The sequence below is a fragment of the Nostoc sp. genome (assembly GCF_036917155.1).
GTDB lineage: Bacteria > Cyanobacteriota > Cyanobacteriia > Cyanobacteriales > Nostocaceae > Nostoc.
The window spans coordinates 21,447-39,872 of the sequence record NZ_JBALDZ010000025.1; the positions used below are offsets into that span (position 1 = coordinate 21,447).

The 18,426-nt window shown below is 42.4% G+C and carries 18 protein-coding genes and 1 pseudogene; 7 read left to right on the top strand and 12 right to left on the bottom strand.

Going from position 1 to position 18,426, the window contains the following annotated elements:
* Window positions 1–61 precede the first annotated feature (61 nt).
* Window positions 62–286 (bottom strand): annotated as a pseudogene (locus tag V7K67_RS03880) (TCP-1/cpn60 chaperonin family protein); the annotation flags it as partial.
* 706 nt (window positions 287–992) lie between these two features.
* Between V7K67_RS03880 and V7K67_RS03885 the strand changes: the two are divergent.
* Window positions 993–2,144 carry a pyridoxal-phosphate-dependent aminotransferase family protein gene (locus V7K67_RS03885; RefSeq protein ID WP_334729200.1) on the top strand — a complete coding sequence of 384 codons (1,152 nt, stop codon included), beginning with the start codon at window positions 993–995 and terminating at the stop codon, window positions 2,142–2,144.
* A gap of 573 nt (window positions 2,145–2,717) precedes the next feature.
* Here the strand turns inward: V7K67_RS03885 and V7K67_RS03890 are convergent.
* The 6 genes from V7K67_RS03890 to petM all read right to left on the bottom strand — a co-directional run bounded on the left by V7K67_RS03890 (window position 2,718) and on the right by petM (window position 7,810).
* A complete protein-coding gene (locus V7K67_RS03890) occupies window positions 2,718–2,945 on the bottom strand; it encodes a DUF2949 domain-containing protein (protein ID WP_179065710.1) in 228 nt (75 codons plus the stop codon).
* Between the two features lie 510 nt (window positions 2,946–3,455).
* A complete protein-coding gene (locus tag V7K67_RS03895) occupies window positions 3,456–3,962 on the bottom strand; it encodes a DUF192 domain-containing protein (protein ID WP_334729199.1) in 507 nt (168 codons plus the stop codon).
* 105 nt (window positions 3,963–4,067) lie between these two features.
* Window positions 4,068–4,754, bottom strand: a complete 687-nt coding sequence (nblR, locus tag V7K67_RS03900) for a response regulator transcription factor NblR (RefSeq protein ID WP_094352563.1) — start codon at window positions 4,752–4,754, stop codon at window positions 4,068–4,070.
* A 328-nt stretch (window positions 4,755–5,082) separates the two neighbouring features.
* Complete coding sequence (locus tag V7K67_RS03905; RefSeq protein WP_179065713.1) at window positions 5,083–6,000, bottom strand: NAD(+) kinase; 918 nt, start codon at window positions 5,998–6,000, stop codon at window positions 5,083–5,085.
* A 420-nt stretch (window positions 6,001–6,420) separates the two neighbouring features.
* Window positions 6,421–7,419, bottom strand: coding sequence for an SDR family oxidoreductase (locus V7K67_RS03910; RefSeq protein WP_335165315.1), 999 nt, complete (start codon window positions 7,417–7,419; stop codon window positions 6,421–6,423).
* Between the two features lie 286 nt (window positions 7,420–7,705).
* Complete coding sequence (gene petM / locus V7K67_RS03915) at window positions 7,706–7,810, bottom strand: cytochrome b6-f complex subunit PetM (protein ID WP_179065715.1); 105 nt, start codon at window positions 7,808–7,810, stop codon at window positions 7,706–7,708.
* Between the two features lie 205 nt (window positions 7,811–8,015).
* Here petM and pdxA point away from each other — a divergent pair, with 205 nt between their 5' ends.
* Window positions 8,016–9,107: a 4-hydroxythreonine-4-phosphate dehydrogenase PdxA gene (gene pdxA, locus V7K67_RS03920; RefSeq protein ID WP_334729197.1), complete on the top strand. Its 1,092-nt coding sequence runs from the start codon at window positions 8,016–8,018 to the stop codon at window positions 9,105–9,107.
* Between the two features lie 341 nt (window positions 9,108–9,448).
* On the opposite strand, the gene V7K67_RS03925 is transcribed toward pdxA, so the two are convergent.
* Together V7K67_RS03925 and V7K67_RS03930 are read right to left on the bottom strand one after the other, a co-directional pair.
* Entirely contained in the window at window positions 9,449–10,729 is a 1,281-nt protein-coding gene (locus V7K67_RS03925; protein WP_335165317.1) for a hypothetical protein, read from the bottom strand.
* Window positions 10,730–10,914: 185 nt separating this feature from the next.
* Window positions 10,915–11,556 (bottom strand): hypothetical protein, encoded by a 642-nt coding sequence (locus tag V7K67_RS03930; protein WP_335165319.1) that lies wholly within the window; start codon window positions 11,554–11,556, stop codon window positions 10,915–10,917.
* A 1,117-nt stretch (window positions 11,557–12,673) separates the two neighbouring features.
* Between V7K67_RS03930 and V7K67_RS03935 the strand changes: the two genes are divergently transcribed.
* From V7K67_RS03935 to V7K67_RS03950, 4 genes are all read left to right on the top strand, one after another.
* Window positions 12,674–13,129, top strand: a complete 456-nt coding sequence (locus tag V7K67_RS03935; RefSeq protein WP_334729194.1) for a DUF29 domain-containing protein — start codon at window positions 12,674–12,676, stop codon at window positions 13,127–13,129.
* A gap of 31 nt (window positions 13,130–13,160) precedes the next feature.
* Complete coding sequence (locus V7K67_RS03940; protein WP_334729193.1) at window positions 13,161–13,331, top strand: hypothetical protein; 171 nt, start codon at window positions 13,161–13,163, stop codon at window positions 13,329–13,331.
* A gap of 170 nt (window positions 13,332–13,501) precedes the next feature.
* On the top strand, window positions 13,502–13,708 hold the full coding sequence (locus V7K67_RS03945; protein ID WP_262985784.1) for a BrnT family toxin: 207 nt from the start codon (window positions 13,502–13,504) through the stop codon (window positions 13,706–13,708).
* Window positions 13,671–13,835, top strand: a complete 165-nt coding sequence (locus V7K67_RS03950; RefSeq protein WP_334729272.1) for a hypothetical protein — start codon at window positions 13,671–13,673, stop codon at window positions 13,833–13,835. Before V7K67_RS03945 ends, V7K67_RS03950 begins: the two co-directional genes overlap by 38 nt.
* Window positions 13,836–14,001: 166 nt before the next feature.
* Here V7K67_RS03950 and V7K67_RS03955 read toward each other — a convergent pair whose 3' ends face one another.
* The 3 genes from V7K67_RS03955 to V7K67_RS03965 form a co-directional block, all read right to left on the bottom strand.
* Window positions 14,002–15,408, bottom strand: a complete 1,407-nt coding sequence (locus V7K67_RS03955; protein ID WP_334729192.1) for an NAD(P)(+) transhydrogenase (Re/Si-specific) subunit beta — start codon at window positions 15,406–15,408, stop codon at window positions 14,002–14,004.
* Window positions 15,405–15,698, bottom strand: coding sequence for an NAD(P) transhydrogenase subunit alpha (locus tag V7K67_RS03960; RefSeq protein WP_179066403.1), 294 nt, complete (start codon window positions 15,696–15,698; stop codon window positions 15,405–15,407). The genes V7K67_RS03955 and V7K67_RS03960 overlap by 4 nt, the downstream gene beginning before the upstream one ends.
* Window positions 15,699–15,799: 101 nt before the next feature.
* Entirely contained in the window at window positions 15,800–16,972 is a 1,173-nt protein-coding gene (locus tag V7K67_RS03965) for a Re/Si-specific NAD(P)(+) transhydrogenase subunit alpha (RefSeq protein ID WP_335056681.1), read from the bottom strand.
* A gap of 765 nt (window positions 16,973–17,737) precedes the next feature.
* Between V7K67_RS03965 and V7K67_RS03970 the strand changes: the two genes are divergently transcribed.
* Complete coding sequence (locus V7K67_RS03970; protein WP_334707505.1) at window positions 17,738–18,250, top strand: DUF2808 domain-containing protein; 513 nt, start codon at window positions 17,738–17,740, stop codon at window positions 18,248–18,250.
* The last annotated feature ends 176 nt before the right edge of the window (window positions 18,251–18,426 follow it).

The window sequence follows — 18,426 nt, forward strand, 5'->3', positions numbered from 1 at the left end:
TTGGGGCGATCGCCTCTTGAGATTTAGGCAAGACGCAAAAACTTTCGCCAAGGATTAACAATTAGTAATCGAAGTCACCACCCAAGCTGCCGCCACCAGGCCCGGCAGGAGCAGCATCTTTCGGTTCCGGCTTGTCAACGACAATTGCCTCAGTGGTTAGCACCATACCTGCAATTGACGCTGAATTCTGTACGGCCGAACGGGTCACTTTGGCAGGGTCAACAATCCCGGCTTCAAACAAATCCACAAATTCGCCGCTGGTTGCGTCGTAGCCCACATTGAATTCCTACCTGGGGATGATGCTTTCATCGTTGCACCTACGGGGTAGGATTTGAGGGTTCTAGGATAGTAACTCTCACCTACATGGTCATTCAGTTATCAAGGTTCTGTACCTTGCGGCTAATCCTCCAAACCCTTATGGATTTTAGTTTCTAGCCAACGATTCGCACTCCAACTGTGTAGGCGGTTACTTCCTTCGTGGAAGCAAAACATAGCTTTTTCACCGACGATTTCCGCGATATTCAAAACGATTTCGCGTACTTCTATAGCAGTTCTCTTTTGGATGCAACATACAGTAGGGGCATAAGCAATGCACATTTGTGTCAACTTAACGGGAAACGGGCGGTTAGAAACCACGTCTATACAAACAAAAGCTACCGATCCTGGGTTTCAAACCCTTAATTTGACTTTAGTCTGCGGAGGCGGACAATGCCAGTATAGCCGCGAATTCTATGAGCCAGGTCTTAAGTTGACACCAATAAGCAATGCAGCACCCCTACGAGGAGACACTTTAACCTGGCGTCTAGGTGTGTGGTAAAATTGCCTGGAACAGAGGTTTTATCGGAGTTAGAGTCTGGTATAAATTGCAAACATGAATTTGGAAAATATACAACAAGACTGGTAAGAAACTGAGTGTAATTTGTAGATGAATATCTAATATTTGCTATCAGACTTAACCAACTTCCCACAATTTTGACTTTTAGGATAGACACATGAACGATAAGCTGATGCTGATGATTCCAGGCCCTACCCCGGTGCCAGAAGCTGCCTTACTGGCATTAGCCAAGCATCCAATTGGACACCGTACCAGTGAATTTAGCAATATATTGGCAGAGGTGACAGAAAACCTCAAGTGGCTACACCAAACTCAAAATGATGTGCTGACGCTGAATGTCAGTGGTACGGGTGCTGTAGAAGCGGGAATAATTAATTTTCTCTCTCCAGGCGATCGCATTTTAGTTGGCTCTAATGGTAAATTTGGTGAACGCTGGGTAGAAGTTGGTCAAGCCTACGGTTTGAATGTAGAAGAAGTTAAGGTGGAATGGGGAAAACCCTTAGACCCCGCAGTATTTGCCGAAAAACTCCAAGCAGATACCCAAAAGCAAATCAAAGCCGTAATCATTACCCACAGCGAAACCTCAACGGGTGTGTTAAATGACCTAGAAACCATCAACCGCCACGTCAAAGAACATGGTGAAGCTTTAATTATCGTTGATGCCGTCACTAGCTTGGGTGCGTTCAACCTACCTGTAGATGCTTGGGGTTTGGATATCGTCGCCTCCGGTTCCCAAAAAGGTTATATGATTCCGCCAGGGTTGGGTTTTGTTTCAGTCAGTCCCAAAGCTTGGGAAGCTTACAAAACTGCGAAGCTACCGAAATATTATTTGGACTTAGGCAAATATCGCAAAGCCACAGCCAAAAATACAACTCCATTTACTCCCCCTGTGAATTTGATTGTAGCGTTACACACCACGTTGCGAATCATGAAAGAGGAAGGCTTAGAATCAATATTTGCTCGACATGAACGGCTGAAAAATGCTACCCGCGCCGCCATTCAAGGATTAAATTTACCCTTGTTTGCAGCAGATAGTTATGCTAGTCCGGCGATTACAGCTGTAGCACCACAGGGAATTGAACCGGATAAGATTCGGTCATTTATCAAAAAACGCTTTGATATTGCCTTAGCTGGTGGTCAAGACCACTTGAGTAATAAAATTTTCCGTATTGGTCACTTGGGTTTTGTGAGCGATCGCGATATCCTCAGCTGTATAGCATCCTTAGAAGTTACCCTAAGAGAACTTGGCTACGAAGACTTCACCCCTGGTTCTGGTGTAGCAGCAGCAGTTAGAGTGTTTACACAATAGTCATTGGTCATTTGCAAAGAACTATAGCGGTTCTCGAATGGATGCAATACAGTTTGACCTCTCTCCTAAAAGGAGAGAGGCTTTGAATCTTGCTACCCAACGCTAGTAGGGAAGGGGCTGGGGGTTAGGTCTGTATTGCACTCAACAGAGAAGCGCTATAGTCAAAAGAGCGAGTTAATAATTTAACTCGCTCTTTTAATTTGTATATAAATTAATACGCTTGAGTGAAGCAAAGAGCAACCCAACAAAGCTATGAAAATGTTGGGTCAACCCTGTTCCCTGTTCCCTGTTCCCTGTTCCCCGTTCCCTATTCCCTGCTGTATCAACCTTTGCATAAGGTAGAGTTGATGTGATATGCCTCAATCCTCCTAAATGACACCAAGTTGCCCTAGATAGTATTATTTGTTCTGAAGAAAGTCGCGCAGTGTCTTTGACACCAAACAAGACTAACTTTGGCAACTTAGTATCATACCAAATTGGTATAAATAGTATTCTTTGAGATTCCGTTAACAGGTATTTGGTAGAAATTTTTAATCCAAAATCCAAAATCCAAAATCCAAAATTGGATATGACCTATGCTGTCTCCAGCCAATCATAAATTTGTTCTAATTGGTCTAAAGTGATCAACCCATACTGCCAAAGAATCATTGCCAAAGGGCCTGGGTCTTGCTCCCGATGCCGAAGCGCCACTGCTAGTGATGCTGTGGAAATTGCCAAATCTTCTTGCAAAAAATGAATCAGTCGAGAATATTTTGATGGTGACATTTGTATCTCACCTCCTTGTGCAGAATGTATTGTCATATATCAGTTCACCATTGCTCGGTAGACAGTAGCCAGTATTTCATCTGTCACTGTGCCATCATCGGCCATACACCCCAGCACAGTTTTTTTGATCTGCCTTTAAGATAGGCTTTTCATAGAGGGTTTAAGAAATAGAAATTTTCTTACAAATCATCTGCTCGATTCTCAAGCAGTATTTTTACTTAATTCAATTGGTTTCATCTTGTTTACTTTTGCGCTTTATTTAATTACACAGGTAGTAACAAAGATTCCATAGCCTATACTCTCTTATTGGCGACTATTTGCACTTACGCCCAAGGGAATATTTTTGCAACCCAACCTTAAGACTACGATTTTAGGTTGGAGACAGTAGAATTTTACATTATTACCACAGTTTTTAAATAGTAGCGTTACAAGTGACTGTTTTACCACATCAAGTGACATTTTTTACAGAAAAAACATATATTTCGACCGTATAGGTTCTTAACCGGGTAATTACCCAAATTTTTACACCCGCAAAGTACCGGAGGCTCAAAACTCAATTTTGATAATATCACCTACTTTCAACTTCAATTCGGCAGCTCTTCCAGAGCGAAGTTCAATCACCTTATCTACTGGTGTTCTGGGGCCGTAGCTAGGACAAGGATCACTTGCACAAGGAGGTGTAGCAGCCTGAATATATTTAACTACACCCTTATGTAGAAATACTATATCCAATGGCATAGGTGTATTCTTCATCCAGAAACTAACTGGTTGTGCTGAAGGGAACGGAAATAGCATTCCCCGATCATCTGGCAAAGCTGGTCGATACATCAAACCCATCTCTTGCTGTTCTGGTGTCTGTGCTACCTCTAATTTAATTGTTGTGCCATTAGGAACAATGGCTTTCGCAGAAATTGGTAGTGTTTGACCTAAACTCGCTGGTGCTGAAGTTTGAGAAGCAGAGGTGGGGCTGGGAGGTTTAGCTGTTGTTGGTGCGGAACAGCCCATTAGAAAAATACTCAGCAACATCGAGAGCAAACTTAGCCGACGAGTCATATAGTTTTTCGATTTTGTAATTTAGACTTCAATTTTACAGTGTTGTAGACAGAAAAACCCCTTGGCTGGGAGGCAACAAGGTAGCTAGACTTCCGCTACAGTATACTAGGATTCTCTTAAAACGTACCCGACACCGCGCACTGTTTGAATGAGGCGCTTTTGACCTTCATCTTCGATTTTTAACCGCAAGTAACGGATGTACACTTCAATTACATTCGACTCACCCAGAAAGTCATAACCCCAAACATTCTCTAAAATTTGTTCGCGGGTTAACACTTCACGGGGATGTTCCATTAAGAATTTTAATAGTTCAAATTCCTTCATTGTCAAGTCAATTGGTCGTCCGTTGTGTATGGCGCGACGAGTTGCTATGTCTAAAATTAAATCCCCAAACCGCAACTGCTCTGTGGTATCCACATCGGGTTTTAAGTAGAGGCGAATCAACTTCAAAAAGTCTTCTGAGCGATAAGGCTTGAGGATATAATCATCCGCTCCAGCTTCTAGACAAGCTACCCGATCGTCAACTGTATCCCTTGCCATTAAAATCAATACAGGTGATCGCATACCAGTGCTTCTGAGATTTTTGCACAATGAGAGTCCTGATTCTCCTGCTAGCATCCGATCTAAAACAATTAAAGCAGGCTGGCGATCGCGACAGTGTTGTAAACCACTGGCTGCATCATGAGCCACAATTGATTCATAGCCAGCTTCTTGCAAATCGCAAGAAAGCTGATTTGCAAGGCTCTCATCGGTTTCAATCACCAAAACACAGGGACTTTGAGCAACTGTCATAACAATTTGGGATATTGGATTTGGGATTGTAAAGATATTCAAGTGAAAATATTTACATCAGTTATAAAGTGCAAATACGAGTTTTTCGTGATGGAACAATCTGATTTGACACGCTAACTAGAGGATTGGGCATGGGGCATTGGGCATTGGGCATTGGGCATTGGGCATTGGGCATGGGTAAAGAACAATTACCAATTGCCAATAGACATATCCGCGAATTAAACTCTAAGCCTGATAAATCAGAGGGTTAAAACGTAATTTACGGATAGGTTTAATCACCCAATGCCCCGCGCCCCATGCCCCATACCCAATGCCCAATGCCCAATCCCTATGGCAACTCTACCGAAGTTGGTTTAGCGATATGTGGCAAACCCCAACCTAATTTCTCTCGCAAAATTCGGAAAAACTCAGGCGGTTGCAGGCGAATAAATCGGGCACTATATTGCGATCGCTCCATATATACCCGATCTTCTGGTAGGATGTAGCATCCACCATTGCCATCGACTACCATCACCAGCCGAGGGATATTGACTGGGTAGATATTGACCGATTCACTATCTGGAAATACCAATGCTCTAGAAGCTAGGGAATGGGGACAAATGGGTACTAGCTGTAAAACAGGTACACCAGGAGTCACCACTGGGCCACCAGCACTCAATGAATAAGCTGTAGAACCAGTAGGTGTAGAAACAATCACACCATCCGCAGCAATATCTACTGGCGCATGGCGTCCTATGGCAATTTCAAAATGGCACATAGAGGTCAAAGGTTCCCGATGCAGCACCATTTCATTCAAGCAGAGGGCTTCCCATAGTACTGAATCTCCCCGAAACACTTTGACGGTGAGCATAGCTCGTTCTTCAATTTCATACTCGCCTGCGATCGCCTGTTCTAGTGCTTGGGGCAATTGATTTAGGAAAGTTTCGGTCAAAAATCCCATGTGGCCGGTATTCACTGTTAGTAGTGGAATACCACAGGGAGCTACCTGACGAGACGCTGCTAAAACAGTGCCGTCTCCCCCTAATACCACTGCGAACTTCATATCTGAGTCAAAACCAGGGGGCGTTAGACCGTCAATGGGAGTGTGGCATACAGGACTTTCCGGGTTAGGGTAGCCCAGTATTCCACCAATACTCGATGTGATACACACATTCCAACCGGCTGCGGTTAGCTTGTCTTTCAACTCGATAGCGACACGGCCCGCTATCGGTTTAACGTCATTGTAGATAATGCCTGCTTTCGGCACACTCAAATATCCAAGTTTAGGCGATGCTTTGTATTCTGTAATCCTTACACATTTTTGGTCATGTAGTCATTAATCTAGAGTCAAATATCTAGAGTCTAGAGTTTTACGACTAATGTCTGTTTTGTAGTAACCATTCCCTGCTCTAAAGATACAGGGCTTTGTCCCCCTCCCAACACTACTAACAATTGCTTGTTCACTTATGTTGTTTGCGGAACTTACGGGCGCGGTTATGTTTGACTAGAGGGTGTACTCACCCCCACACCCCACAACTCAATTTTCGTGGATACGCGTTATCGCACTCGGTTACTAGCGTAAGCCTTGGAAACGAGTCAATTTCCTGCGTTGAACTAATTTCACCGTAAGAAAGATTTTAAAGTAAAGCCGTCCTTGATGACGGGGAATAACCCAAATTTTTGATGACTATTGACTATTGGCTTTTGAAGACTGCTTAAAAGGAGTTTTTTTAGGTTTCTGCTTTTTATTTTTATTTTTTTGGTAGTCTACCTCTTTGAGCTTCTTCATGATTCTGCTGAAGTACTCTTGTAGATAGCTTTCTAGGGTTGTGGTTTGTTGCGAATCTAAACCAAACACTGTGTAAACTTCATCCATTGCAGCATTTAACTGTTTACCACTAGCTAATACTTCTGTAAATGCTAGCCTATCTGCTACGTTCCATCCCCACTGGAAAAATCGCATTATACCCCGCACAGCACGCAGTAAGTTTATTGGCATCCGCGTTACTCTGGCATCTTTTCCAGATAAGCGTTCGCACAGGTTGATGATTTCTTCTGCACTCCATGCACGAGTACCGACTACAGGAAAAGTTTGGTTTTCCGTTTCTGGTACACTCAATGCTCGGATTGCAAACTTAGCAATGTCCTGAGTGTCCATATAGGCGATGGGTGAAGAATTACCCGTTACCCAAACTGGCTGTCCTTCTAAAATGGGAATCCCGTACTGACCGATTAACCCTTGCATAAACCCAGCTAGCCGCAAGATAGTGTAATTTAAGCCTGACTCAGCTAGAAAGACTTCTGTACATCGCTTAATTTCCATTAGCGGTACTTCTGGGTATTTATCAGCATCTAAAATTGAAAAGAAGACAAAACGCTCTACACCCGCAGCTTTTGCAGCTTGAATCAATGCTACTTTGCCTTCCCAGTCCACTTGTTTGATACTCAGTGAATCTGTAGGGCGAGATGTTGACGCATCAATAACTTGGGTTACGCCTTTTAATGCTTCCGCTAGGCTTTCGGGGTAACGCAAATTTCCGGGTACGAGTTCTGCACCCCACTCTTTGAGAAAAGCTGCTTTTTTATTGCTGCGGACAAGGCAGCGTACTTTATATCCCTCATCGATAGCACGACGAGCCACTTGTCTTCCTAAGGTGCCAGTGGCACCGACGATTAATAATGTCATGAGGGTTGTAATAAATTTTAATGTTTTATGAAAAGAATGTTATCAGAATAACCTATGCAAACAAAAGTTTACATATTTTCTCAGAAAATCTATTCATTTAGATAGACTCATGAAAAAATAGCTGTCCGGTTAACGGACAAGCTTTTTTCTCATTTCGATGAAAAAGGGAGTAGGGAGAATAAAATGACTCATGACTCCTAACTCCTAACTCCTAACTCCTAACTCCTAACTCCTAACTCCTAACTCCTAACTCCTAACTCCTAACTCAGCACTCAGCACTAATTAATTATTCTTCTCCGCCTTGAATTTTCAGCAACAACGCGCCTAAGCCCCAACCTACGAAAATTAGACTGAAAGATAATAGAGCTGCATTCAAAATTTCGCCGCCCATTGGTGTGATTCTCCTTATGCAAAGTGGTGTGTAAACTAGGTCTACCAGAAGCTTTTCAACAGTTGCTAGGATTAGACCTGTGTAAACAATTTTAAACTAGTTTAGCAGGTAATCCCTACTGGCTTGGGGGGCAATCCCTACTGTTGGAAGAAGGGGAGATGGGTAACTTGGGAAAATTTGATGATAATAATTATGAAGAGATTTTATGTATCAAAATAATCAAGGTAATTTAATAAACTCTGTCAAAGAAAATCGTCCGCGTTTGGTGCTGACGCTGGGAGATCCGTCGGGGATTGGGCCGGAGGTGATTTTGAAAGCTTTAGCAGATCAGGAAATTAGTCAAAAATATGACGTTACAGTGGTGGGTAACAGGGATTTGCTGGCAGAGACTTATCGCAAACTGAATTTAACTGAGAATTTAGCACCTTTGGCAAATCCAGATGATTTGTCAGTCAGCGATGTGCAGTTGGATGAGAAGATTCAAGGTGAAATTATCCCAGGAATAGGTAATGCAGCCAGTGGAGCGGCCAGTTTTGCCTATATGGAATATGCGATCGCTCAAACACTCGCTGGTAAATTTGATGCTATTGTCACGGGGCCCATCGCTAAATCTGCTTGGAAAGCCGCAGGCTATAATTACCCAGGGCAAACGGAACTTTTGGCGCAAAAGTCAGGTGTTGACCGTTTTGGGATGTTATTCGTAGCGCGATCGCCCCATACTGGTTGGACACTCCGCACAATACTAGCTACCACACATATTCCCCTAAGTCAAGTAGCCGATGTGTTGACACCGCAATTGTTGACAGAAAAACTAGATTTGCTGGTGGAGTGTTTGGAGAAAGATTTTGGTATATATAGAGGGAGAATTGCGATCGCAGGTTTAAATCCCCACAGTGGCGAACAGGGACAACTTGGACATGAAGAACAGGATTGGTTAATTCCCTGGTTGGAGCAAGAGCGTCAAAACCGACCACAATTGCAGTTAGATGGGCCGATACCGCCAGATACGATGTGGGTTAAACCTGGTCAAGCTTGGTACGGGAATTCCTTAGTACAAAATCCTGCTGATGGCTACTTGGCACTTTACCACGACCAAGGCTTAATTCCTGTGAAGCTGATGGCGTTTGATCGAGCGGTTAATACTTCTATTGGTCTTCCTTTCGTTCGGACTTCACCAGATCACGGAACAGCGTTTGATATTGCGGGTAAGGGAATTGCTGATGCTACGAGTATGAAAGCAGCAATACATTTAGCGGCTGAGTTGGTTAGTCAAAGATTGGCGGTGGGTTGTGGTTAAAAGTTATTTGTTGCAATATTTACTAGGAGTAATGCTTACTTTCTCCCCCTTATTTTAGGGCTAGGGCAACAAAACCGAGTTTTAGGTCAATACAGTTCAGTTAAGGCTAAAATCCTTTTTTAACGTAGACGCGGAGCGGCTTGCCGCAGGCTACCGCAAAGGAAGAGAAGGAAGAGAAGCTTAACTGAACTGTATTGAGTTTTAGGTGGGATTTCAAGACTTGTGTATACACTGTAGCCTTAGAAAGGGGGGATTAAGGGGGGTAATTCGACTTGTGTGTACACTGTAGTCCCGTAGTAATAAAAGAGGGATTAGGTAGGGTCTAAATCCCCGTAACATAATTACGAATTACGAATTTTTAAAGAGTGCTGTTTGTAACGCACTATACATAGTATAACAATTAGCAATATAAGCGCTTTCATCATTGATGGCTCCACAACCTTCCTCACTTCCGTAGGGGTTTTAGGAGTAACATTACACGGAATCTCCATAATCTGTGTGTGATCGGAACCATTACCACTAGGAGTCAGATCGCATTCGCCTTTGCTGGTGAGAGACAAAGGTGTATTTCCTAAAGAAGGTGTATTTCCTAAAGAAACAGATGATTGAGCCGAAGAACTATCACCACCCAGTAGTAGAAGCAGAATTAAACCAAGACCTCCCACTCCGATTATTGGCCAGAGTGGAAATGAATCAGAATTGTCTGGTATCAAAACATCTCCCTCAGGGCCAGGGAAAGCATCGAAAGCAATTGTTTCTCCATCCAACGGTACTGGATTGTCACTCAGCAAAGTATCTCCAGCGATATCTTCTCCTAATAGCTGATTAAATTCTTGTGGAATCCCGTTATTGGGGCGTCCGAGTTCCCCACCCTCTTTGGAGTATGGAAAGGATAGTACTTCAAAAATCTTCTGTTGGAGTTGATTCTGATCTCCAGAACTCAACGCCTCCAAGCCTGTAGAGATTTTATTTAAATAAAAATTTGTCATCTCTGGCGATAGACCTAGAGATTGAATCTGCTCCTTAATGTTGGGAATTTTCGAGGCCTCTTCAAACAGCAGTCGTCCGTATGACAATTTTAGGTCTAGTAACCCACTACGGAGGCTGACCGAGTTATCTACTCCTGAGTATGGTGCCCAGTAGAACTGCTTAGTTACAAGTCCGAGTCCTTCTACTGGATTGCGACCAAAAGGTTGTCCAAGAAGGTATTGAGATCCATCCATGATTGCGGGAGATGCGTCTCTCCAAAATGAGGCGTAAGGCACCGCAGAGAGATTAGGATTATTGCCGTAGAAGCTAGCGAAATTCTGAAAGTTTTTCTCACCACCAGCTGCTCGTATCAGGAGGTTTTGATAGCTAGTTCCGTTATTTAACTCCACTAATTGTTGGATTACCGATCCTGTTTTATTGCAGGTCAGACCAAATCCCACATCACATGCAGGAATGACTCGCATCTGGTTCAAATTCTGGTTATTGAGTTGGTACTGGAGATACTCGGACTCCAGTCCTTGTTGGATACCATAGCGTCCAACATTTAACTGTGCAAAAGCAGATTGACATGTAGTGAGTACTACTGCAACAGATGAAAATGCGATCGCTGCAAACCGACTCGCTTTCGACATTGCAATTCTTTGAACAATTGATTTAGGCAAGATGCACCTCCACTAAACGACAATGATTTAATTGGGGATTGGGGATTGGCAAATCAATGAGTCTTTGATGTGAATACTTCAAGTTCTATCTCCCCTAGTCCCCAGTCCCCAGTCCCCAGTCCCCAGTCCCCAGTCCCCAATCCCCAGTCCCCAATTCAACTCTTAGGTAAATAAATGTTGATCGTGATTCCTGTGCCTTTGAGATTTCCTGATGAGAGTGTGTGATACAAGACCAATGCCCGGTTTGGTTGGTCGAAAAGAAACCCACGACGTGTGGGTTTGATCTTCCCTTGCTTTACTAAGGAAACGAAGGCTTCTAAATATCTACGTATACCTTGACGGTTCTCTTGAGTAGTATTCGTATGATGCTCAATTAGCATCATAAAGAAGTCCAAGCTACGATTTTCCTGTCCCTGAATCAGACTCCCCTCATCGAGGAAAGAGCTTGCTATAAGCCTGTTATCAACTTGTTTAACCTTAAATAGAGTAAAGTAACGCCCTTCTTTTTTAGGATCGTTCGCATAGCAGACCCAAGAACCCTCTTTATTCTGTGTAAAACCCTGTTCAGCAAGGTAAGAAAGTAAAGAGTTACTTGTCTTAGTTTGTGGTGGAGGTAATAAATCTTCAATGGGATCTAAAGAGCAAATTCTCTGTGTTGTTTTCCGTTGAGAAACAGCATGATTCTCCCGAATACGGACGAGCAGAGGTCTGTCATCAGCCATTGCCATGCTAGACATCACAGCCAAAAGAGATACTTGGAGAGCAATCGCTCCAAACAAACTAACAATGATATTCATGTTTTTCCTGTTACTCTTAGTTACTTTGTCAATAATCGATTTTTTACTAAATCAAGATTGATTTAGAAGTCCTAAATCATTTGTTGAATTTAAGTATTTGCCTCATTTGGTAGAGGTAGCTTAAATTTTCACCAATCAAATAGAACTTTATATATATAGGTAACTAAATACAAAAATAATCAATATCTAAATAAAACACACAATACTCATGTATTGTTGACAACACAAATCGGGCTTTTTGATATTTTTAGATATACAAAAAACAGTTGACATTATGTCAAGATTTTTCTATTTGCTCTTATCTAATTTTTTGCCATTCTAAAAGGGTATTATGCCTTTTTAGCTGGCTGACATGATTCCTAAAAAGGCTTTATTTAGCTCTTTAGTACCTTATATAAGCAAATTTTCAAAAGCTCCGTGCCTTGCAGATTGGTGCTTTCGTTGATTTCCTGGATAGGTTGAATAATTTTTTCTTCTTTGGAAGCAGCACACTTAACTAGCTGTTTCAGCATGGTTGCAATTTGATGTATAAAATAATATCTCCCTGACAGTAAAATAATATTACCATGAGCTTGAGACGTGCAACAGTATTGTGGACAGTTATCAAAGTTGTACACTGGGAATTGTAACCACCTCTTCCTTAAATTTCATGACAAATAGGCCAGAGGCACAGGGTAAACACATCTAAATTACTCTCGATTGCAACCGACCCTAAGAAGCAACAAAAAATCAGTATTTCCAGTTTTATTTACTTTTCAAGTCTCAAAGCGATGCCTACAGCGGGCTACGCCTACGCTAAAATCTTTGTCGATAAGCAAGGATTAATGAGATTATTGTTGGTATTATTGAGAATATTCCAATCTTATTGACATGATGCGATCGCCCCGGATAGTAGACAAACGGGAGTACTTAGAGTTACTTGATAAATATATACTAAGTGCAAGAAACTTGCAAGGCGATCGCATAATGGCAGGTGAATGGCGATGACTTCTCTACGAGAGGCTACGCTAACGTCTACGCTTTTTTAACGACCCGTAGAGGTACAGAGGATAGAGAGTAAGGCTTCGACTAAATCCTCTAACAATGTTAAAATTATATATCCATAAAGGAGAAGATTATGAGCAATCAATCTGTTCCTAAAACAAATAGTCTCTATGCACAAGATTATCACTTGTGGTTAGAATACACTGTTGATTTATTAAAAAACAAAAAGTTTTTAGAATTAGAGTTAGAAAATTTAATTGAAGAAATTGAAAGTATGGGAAGAAGTGAGAAAAATGCTTTAAGGAGTAATCTTAGAGTGCTTTTAATGCACCTTCTCAAATACAAATTTCAACCCCAGAACCGATCTAATAGCTGGTTATATACAATCTATGAACATCGTCAAAGATTACAAGAAGTATTTGTAGATAGTCCTAGCTTAAAATACTATTACACGGAAGTTTTTGACAGTTGTTACCAACACGCTAGAAAAGAAGCATCTATTGAAACAGGTCTTCCTCTGTCTATTTTTCCCAAAGACTATCCTTTTTCTGTTGATGAAACCTTAGATTCTGATTTTTTTCCAAATTAATCATAATCGCACGGTGGAGTTTTTGCAGGCGATGCCTTCTCTAGGAGACGCTCCGCGAACGCCTACGCTTTTTTTAACGAACCACAGAGACGCAGAGAACACAGAGGAAGGAGAGAGCGATGCCTTCGGCTGGCTTCTCTACGAGACGCTACGCGAACGCCTACGCACAATGGAAATTTTGCAGGCGATCGCTTTTCAATGATTCAGTCACCCTGATGTTTATATTGAGTTCTCTTTAAAAATGTTTTCAAACGCTTACCATTTCGATTATATGTAACTACAATTTGTAGTTACAAGGGAATTATGGAGTTTGAATAGGATGAAAATAAAAGACTTGCCAATATCCATAAGCATGGAATCGACTTTATTGATGTGGAAGAAGTATTTGAGGGTGACACGGTAACGGTTAAAGATGATCGTTTTAATTATGGAGAAGAGCGTTTTATTACATTTGGATTAATTGAGGGACGGGTTATTGCTGTTGTCCATACTGAACGAGACAACCTGATACGTATAATTTCTGCAAGGAAGTCAACAAAAAATGAAGAAATCAGATATTTCCAACAAATCGCAGACTGATTGGGAACGGTTGGATGCTATGAAGGATGAAGATATTAACCTTTCAGATTGCTCAGAAGTAACGCCGGAGATGTTTGCATCTGGTGTTGTGCGTCGTGGTTTAAAGTTTAATCCCAAGAGCTTCTAGATAGTGTTGTCACAAAATAACAAGGACTTATCTAACTGGAGAAAGTATTGAATACTTACACAGTTTATTAAAGAAATTGCCCTAGAAGCATCATACCCCCAAGGCAAGCCAACTCTCTAATTCTCTCTTTCCTTCGCGCCCTTTGCGCCTTCGCGGTTCGTTTCTCTTAAAGTTGCTTCACTTCCGAAACCAACTTTGACACCATATCTTTAGCACCACCAAAAAGCATCGTCGTTTTATCCTTGTAGAACAACTCATTATCTACACCGGCAAAACCCGTACTCATACCGCGCTTAATTACAATCGTCTGTTTCGCCCGATCTACTTCCAAAATCGGCATACCATAAATCGGGCTATTTGTATCACTCCGCGCCGCCGGATTTACCACATCATTTGCCCCAATTACTAAAGCCACATCCGCTTGCTCAAACTGGGGATTAATATCATCCATATCGTACAACTGCGTATAAGGCACATTTGCCTCCGCCAGCAACACATTCATGTGCCCCGGCATTCTCCCAGCAACGGGGTGAATGGCATACTTAACATCAACACCCATCCGTTCCAACTGATCCGACAATTCACGGACGCTATGTTGCGCTTGGGCAACTGCCATACCATAACCAGGCACAATTACCACAGAACGGGCATAACCCAACATCATCGCCCCTTCTTCAGGATCAATACTGCGGACAGTTTGATCAATTGCACCACCACTAGCAGCAGCACCACCAGAACTAGAACCAGTACCAAAAGCGCTGAACAGCACACTAAATAAAGAGCGGTTCATCGCCTTACACATAATCTCGGTGAGGATTAAGCCAGATGCTCCTACTAAAGCACCAGCGATGATTAACATATTGTTCATCACCACGAACCCAGCCGCCGCCGCCGCCACACCTGACAACGAGTTCAACAGCGAGATTACCACTGGCATATCGCCGCCACCAATGGGGATGACGAACATCACGCCTAGCACCAATGAAACACCAACCACTCCCAAGAATATGGGTAAGCTATCTGGTGTGATGATTAAATAGGCACTGCCTACTATATAAGCACCCAGAAGCAAGAGGTTAAATGGTTGCTGGAAAGGAAATGTAATCGGGGAACCGCTAATTAAACCTTGCAATTTGGCAAAGGCGAGAAAACTACCGGTGAAGGTAACACCACCGATTAACACATCCAATAGCATGGAAATGTTGACATCAAGAGGTATCGCCTGAGAACTATCCAATAACCGCCAGAATTCGGCAACGGCGACTAATGCCGAAGCCGCACCGCCCAAACCGTTGAGTAAACCCACCATTTGGGGCATTTCGGTCATTTGGACTTTGTAGGCAACGATCGCACCAATGAGCGATCCAATTGCCAAGCCCAACAATATCATCTCGTAGTTCAACACATGCTGATCGAGCATTGTTGCCACAATTGCTAGTAGCATCCCCACAGCCGCTACAATATTACCATTTCTCGCTGTAGCGGGCGATCCCAGCTTTTTCAAGCCCAGAATGAATAACGATGCAGCGACTAAGTACGTCAGCTGAATGCCAGTTGGTAAAAAGTCGCTCACGCCTTAATCTCCTTCTTCTTGAACATTTGCAACATTCTGTCTGTCACTAAAAAACCACCCACAACGTTGACTGTTGCTAATACCACAGCAATCAAACCAAGAATTACTGACACATTCGTTTCTCTAGCACCAGCAGCAACTATTGCTCCAAGTACCGAAATGCCAGAAATCGCGTTTGAGCCTGACATTAAAGGCGTGTGTAGAGTCGGTGGTATTTTGTTAATGACTTCAAAGCCAATAAAAGATGCCAAAACAAATACAAACAAAGCAGCAAGTAATGCCTCTGTCATGAAATCAAAACTCCTTAATGTAAATGGGAATGGGCATTGGGCATTGGTTCATCTCCCTCATCTCCCTCATCTCCCCCTACTCCCTCATCCTCCTTATCTCCCTAATTAACTGCCGGTTGTTGAGTATTCAAAGCCTGTAACGCATCCCGCACTCGTTGATTGCGAATTTCACCAGCGTGGGTAACGCAAGCTGCATCAACGATGTCGTCGCTAAAGTCCACCTGCAAAGCTTTGTCTTTAATTAGCAGTTGCATCAACGATGTTACGTTCTTGGCATACAATTGGCTGGCATGAATTGGCATCGATGATGGGAGATTGATGGGGCCGATAATTGTTACGCCATTCCACACAATATCTTTGCCGGGTTCGGTGCAGGCGCAGTTACCACCTTGTTCAGCGGCCAAATCTACAATCACTGAACCGGGTTTCATCTGTGCCACCATTTCTTCTGTAACGAGTCGTGGTGCTTGTCTCCCAGGTACTTGAGCAGTAGTAATCACCACATCAGAATTCTTAATGTGTTCGGCGACAACTTCTTGAGTACGTTGTTTGCTAGCCTCAGAAATTTCCTTGGCGTAACCACCTGCGGCGACGGTTTCTTCGTCTAATTTGACTTCAACGAATTTTGCCCCTAAGCTTTGCACTTCTTCTTTAACAGCAGGACGGATATCAAAGGCTTCTACTACTGCTCCCAAACGTCTGGCAGTGGCGATCGCTTGCAATCCAGCTACACCAGCACCCATAATAAATACTTTCGCTGGTGCGATCGTGCCTGCGGCTGTGGTTAACATCGGGAAATATTTCGGTAATGCAGCTGCCGCAATTAATACTGCCTTGTAACCTGCTAATGAGGCTTGCGAAGACAAAGCATCCATACTTTGCGCCCTGGTGGTACGGGGAATCATCTCCATACTCAAGGCTGTGACTTTCCGATTTGCTAGTTGCTGTGCTACAACGGGATTTCCTAAGGGATTGAGGAAGCTGACTAAAACAGCCCCCTCCTTTAACAAATCAATTTCTGAGCGTCCATTTTCTCGTTCTTGTGGTGGACTGACTTTCAGCAAAATATCTGTTTCGCCCCATAATTTGGCAGTATCGCTGATGATTGTGGCTCCTGCTGCTTCATAGTCAGGATCGCTAAAAAAAGATCGCTCTCCTGCACCTGTTTCTACCCACACTTCCAAACCTTGTTTTACCAATCGGGCAACGGTGTCAGGAATTAATGCCACACGACGTTCACAAACTTCAATTTCTTTAGCAACAGCTATTCTCATGAAATCTCCTGAAGATAAATACTTAATCCCTGCCAAGTAAGTGATTGTCCAGACGATGGGTGTCTTGCGCTCATAGTACTTAGGCAGCAACATCAACCATGAATTTTACTTGTAGATTGAACCTTGAATCTTTCCTCTCCCACTCTTAGCTCTTTAGGCAAAGCCTCACTTTGCCGTTTGCAGATGTCATATTTTCAGATAGTTGCAAACAGGGTTACGTATTGCACATCCTAAATTGATTCCCACATTTTGCATCTTTATCTTTAGCTTGTTTTCGGGATTGAGAAATTTTGGTATTCCTTTCTTATAGAGTAATATTGACCGAATTTTGAAAGCTTGATAATTTCCCAATCAAATTTTAATGATTACGACTTTCATTCCAACTTATTTTAATCAATCTATCTCAACTTAACTGGCGATCGCTGATGGCGCGGCTCAATTTTTATAACAAAATTATCAAATTTAGATACACTTATACATATTTAGAAATACAATCTAATCCCAACTGTGTTTCTATCTAGTACAAATTTAGACCAACTAAACTAATCAAATCAAGAATTTACAAGGGTAATAAAGTAAATTTAATGTCACGCGTTAATTTAATACTAAGTAATTTTACTGTTAGTCAAACTTTGGAGAAAATGGCACTTTTTATTACAATTAAACGTCCATTGTCAGGAAGTCAGTAGTAAAGTTTAGTAAAGAATACTAACACACAGTTATTTGAGATAACAGATTTATCTTTTGGTAAGAGGAAGCCCGATTATGCGACGTTTACTTTCTGCTTTAGCCGTGACTAGTTTTTTGGTTACTGGATTACCAGCCCTAACTTGGGCGCAAAGCTTACCTGGATTAACGCTGTTTAGCGGCATCAAAGGCGAGAATCAGCTGCCTTTTCGGTTAGATTTTGGCGGACAAGCTAATGCTTGGGATCGATACATATTGAGGATTCCAGCCCAAAAAATGAAATTGGCAGTTGGTCAATTTGCCATTACCTACCCTGATTATTACAAAGGAACTTTTGACCCGAAAAACATTGAAGTCCGAGTTAAAGACAAAGCCGTTAAGCTTTCTGAGGTGAAGTGGGACAAAGAAGGTAAGCTGATTAATATTTTTCCCGAAGAGCCGGTGCCAGCAGGTACTAAGGTTGAGTTAGTTTTATCTAACGTACAAAACCCATCCTTCGGTGGAGTTTACTATTTTAACTGTCAAGTTCTCTCCCCTGGTGATGTGCCACTACTGCGTTACATTGGAAGTTGGATTATCAGCATCAATTAGGAGTGGGGAGAAGAGGGAGCAGAGGGAGATAAGGGAGAAAGAATAACTAATTGCCAATACTTCGGCTTACCTCGGTTCTGCTCGGCACGAGTCGCTCAGTACAACAGCAATTCCCAATTCCCTAAGGAAGTGATACAATTAGAGATTGTGAGTTTTTATAAAAATCACCTAAGAGG

Bases quoted from the DNA above. Each gene is read 5' to 3' on its own strand.
- V7K67_RS03885 (WP_334729200.1), top strand. From the start codon at position 993: ATGAACGATAAGCTGATGCTGATGATTCCAGGCCCTACCCCGGTGCCA.
- V7K67_RS03890 (WP_179065710.1), bottom strand. From the start codon at position 2,945: ATGACAATACATTCTGCACAAGGAGGTGAGATACAAATGTCACCATCA.
- V7K67_RS03895 (WP_334729199.1), bottom strand. From the start codon at position 3,962: ATGACTCGTCGGCTAAGTTTGCTCTCGATGTTGCTGAGTATTTTTCTA.
- nblR (WP_094352563.1), bottom strand. From the start codon at position 4,754: ATGACAGTTGCTCAAAGTCCCTGTGTTTTGGTGATTGAAACCGATGAG.
- V7K67_RS03910 (WP_335165315.1), bottom strand. From the start codon at position 7,419: ATGACATTATTAATCGTCGGTGCCACTGGCACCTTAGGAAGACAAGTG.
- petM (WP_179065715.1), bottom strand. From the start codon at position 7,810: ATGGGCGGCGAAATTTTGAATGCAGCTCTATTATCTTTCAGTCTAATT.
- pdxA (WP_334729197.1), top strand. From the start codon at position 8,016: ATGTATCAAAATAATCAAGGTAATTTAATAAACTCTGTCAAAGAAAAT.
- V7K67_RS03925 (WP_335165317.1), bottom strand. From the start codon at position 10,729: ATGTCGAAAGCGAGTCGGTTTGCAGCGATCGCATTTTCATCTGTTGCA.
- V7K67_RS03930 (WP_335165319.1), bottom strand. From the start codon at position 11,556: ATGAATATCATTGTTAGTTTGTTTGGAGCGATTGCTCTCCAAGTATCT.
- V7K67_RS03935 (WP_334729194.1), top strand. From the start codon at position 12,674: ATGAGCAATCAATCTGTTCCTAAAACAAATAGTCTCTATGCACAAGAT.
- V7K67_RS03940 (WP_334729193.1), top strand. From the start codon at position 13,161: ATGCCTTCTCTAGGAGACGCTCCGCGAACGCCTACGCTTTTTTTAACG.
- V7K67_RS03950 (WP_334729272.1), top strand. From the start codon at position 13,671: ATGAAGAAATCAGATATTTCCAACAAATCGCAGACTGATTGGGAACGG.
- V7K67_RS03960 (WP_179066403.1), bottom strand. From the start codon at position 15,698: ATGACAGAGGCATTACTTGCTGCTTTGTTTGTATTTGTTTTGGCATCT.
- V7K67_RS03965 (WP_335056681.1), bottom strand. From the start codon at position 16,972: ATGAGAATAGCTGTTGCTAAAGAAATTGAAGTTTGTGAACGTCGTGTG.
- V7K67_RS03970 (WP_334707505.1), top strand. From the start codon at position 17,738: ATGCGACGTTTACTTTCTGCTTTAGCCGTGACTAGTTTTTTGGTTACT.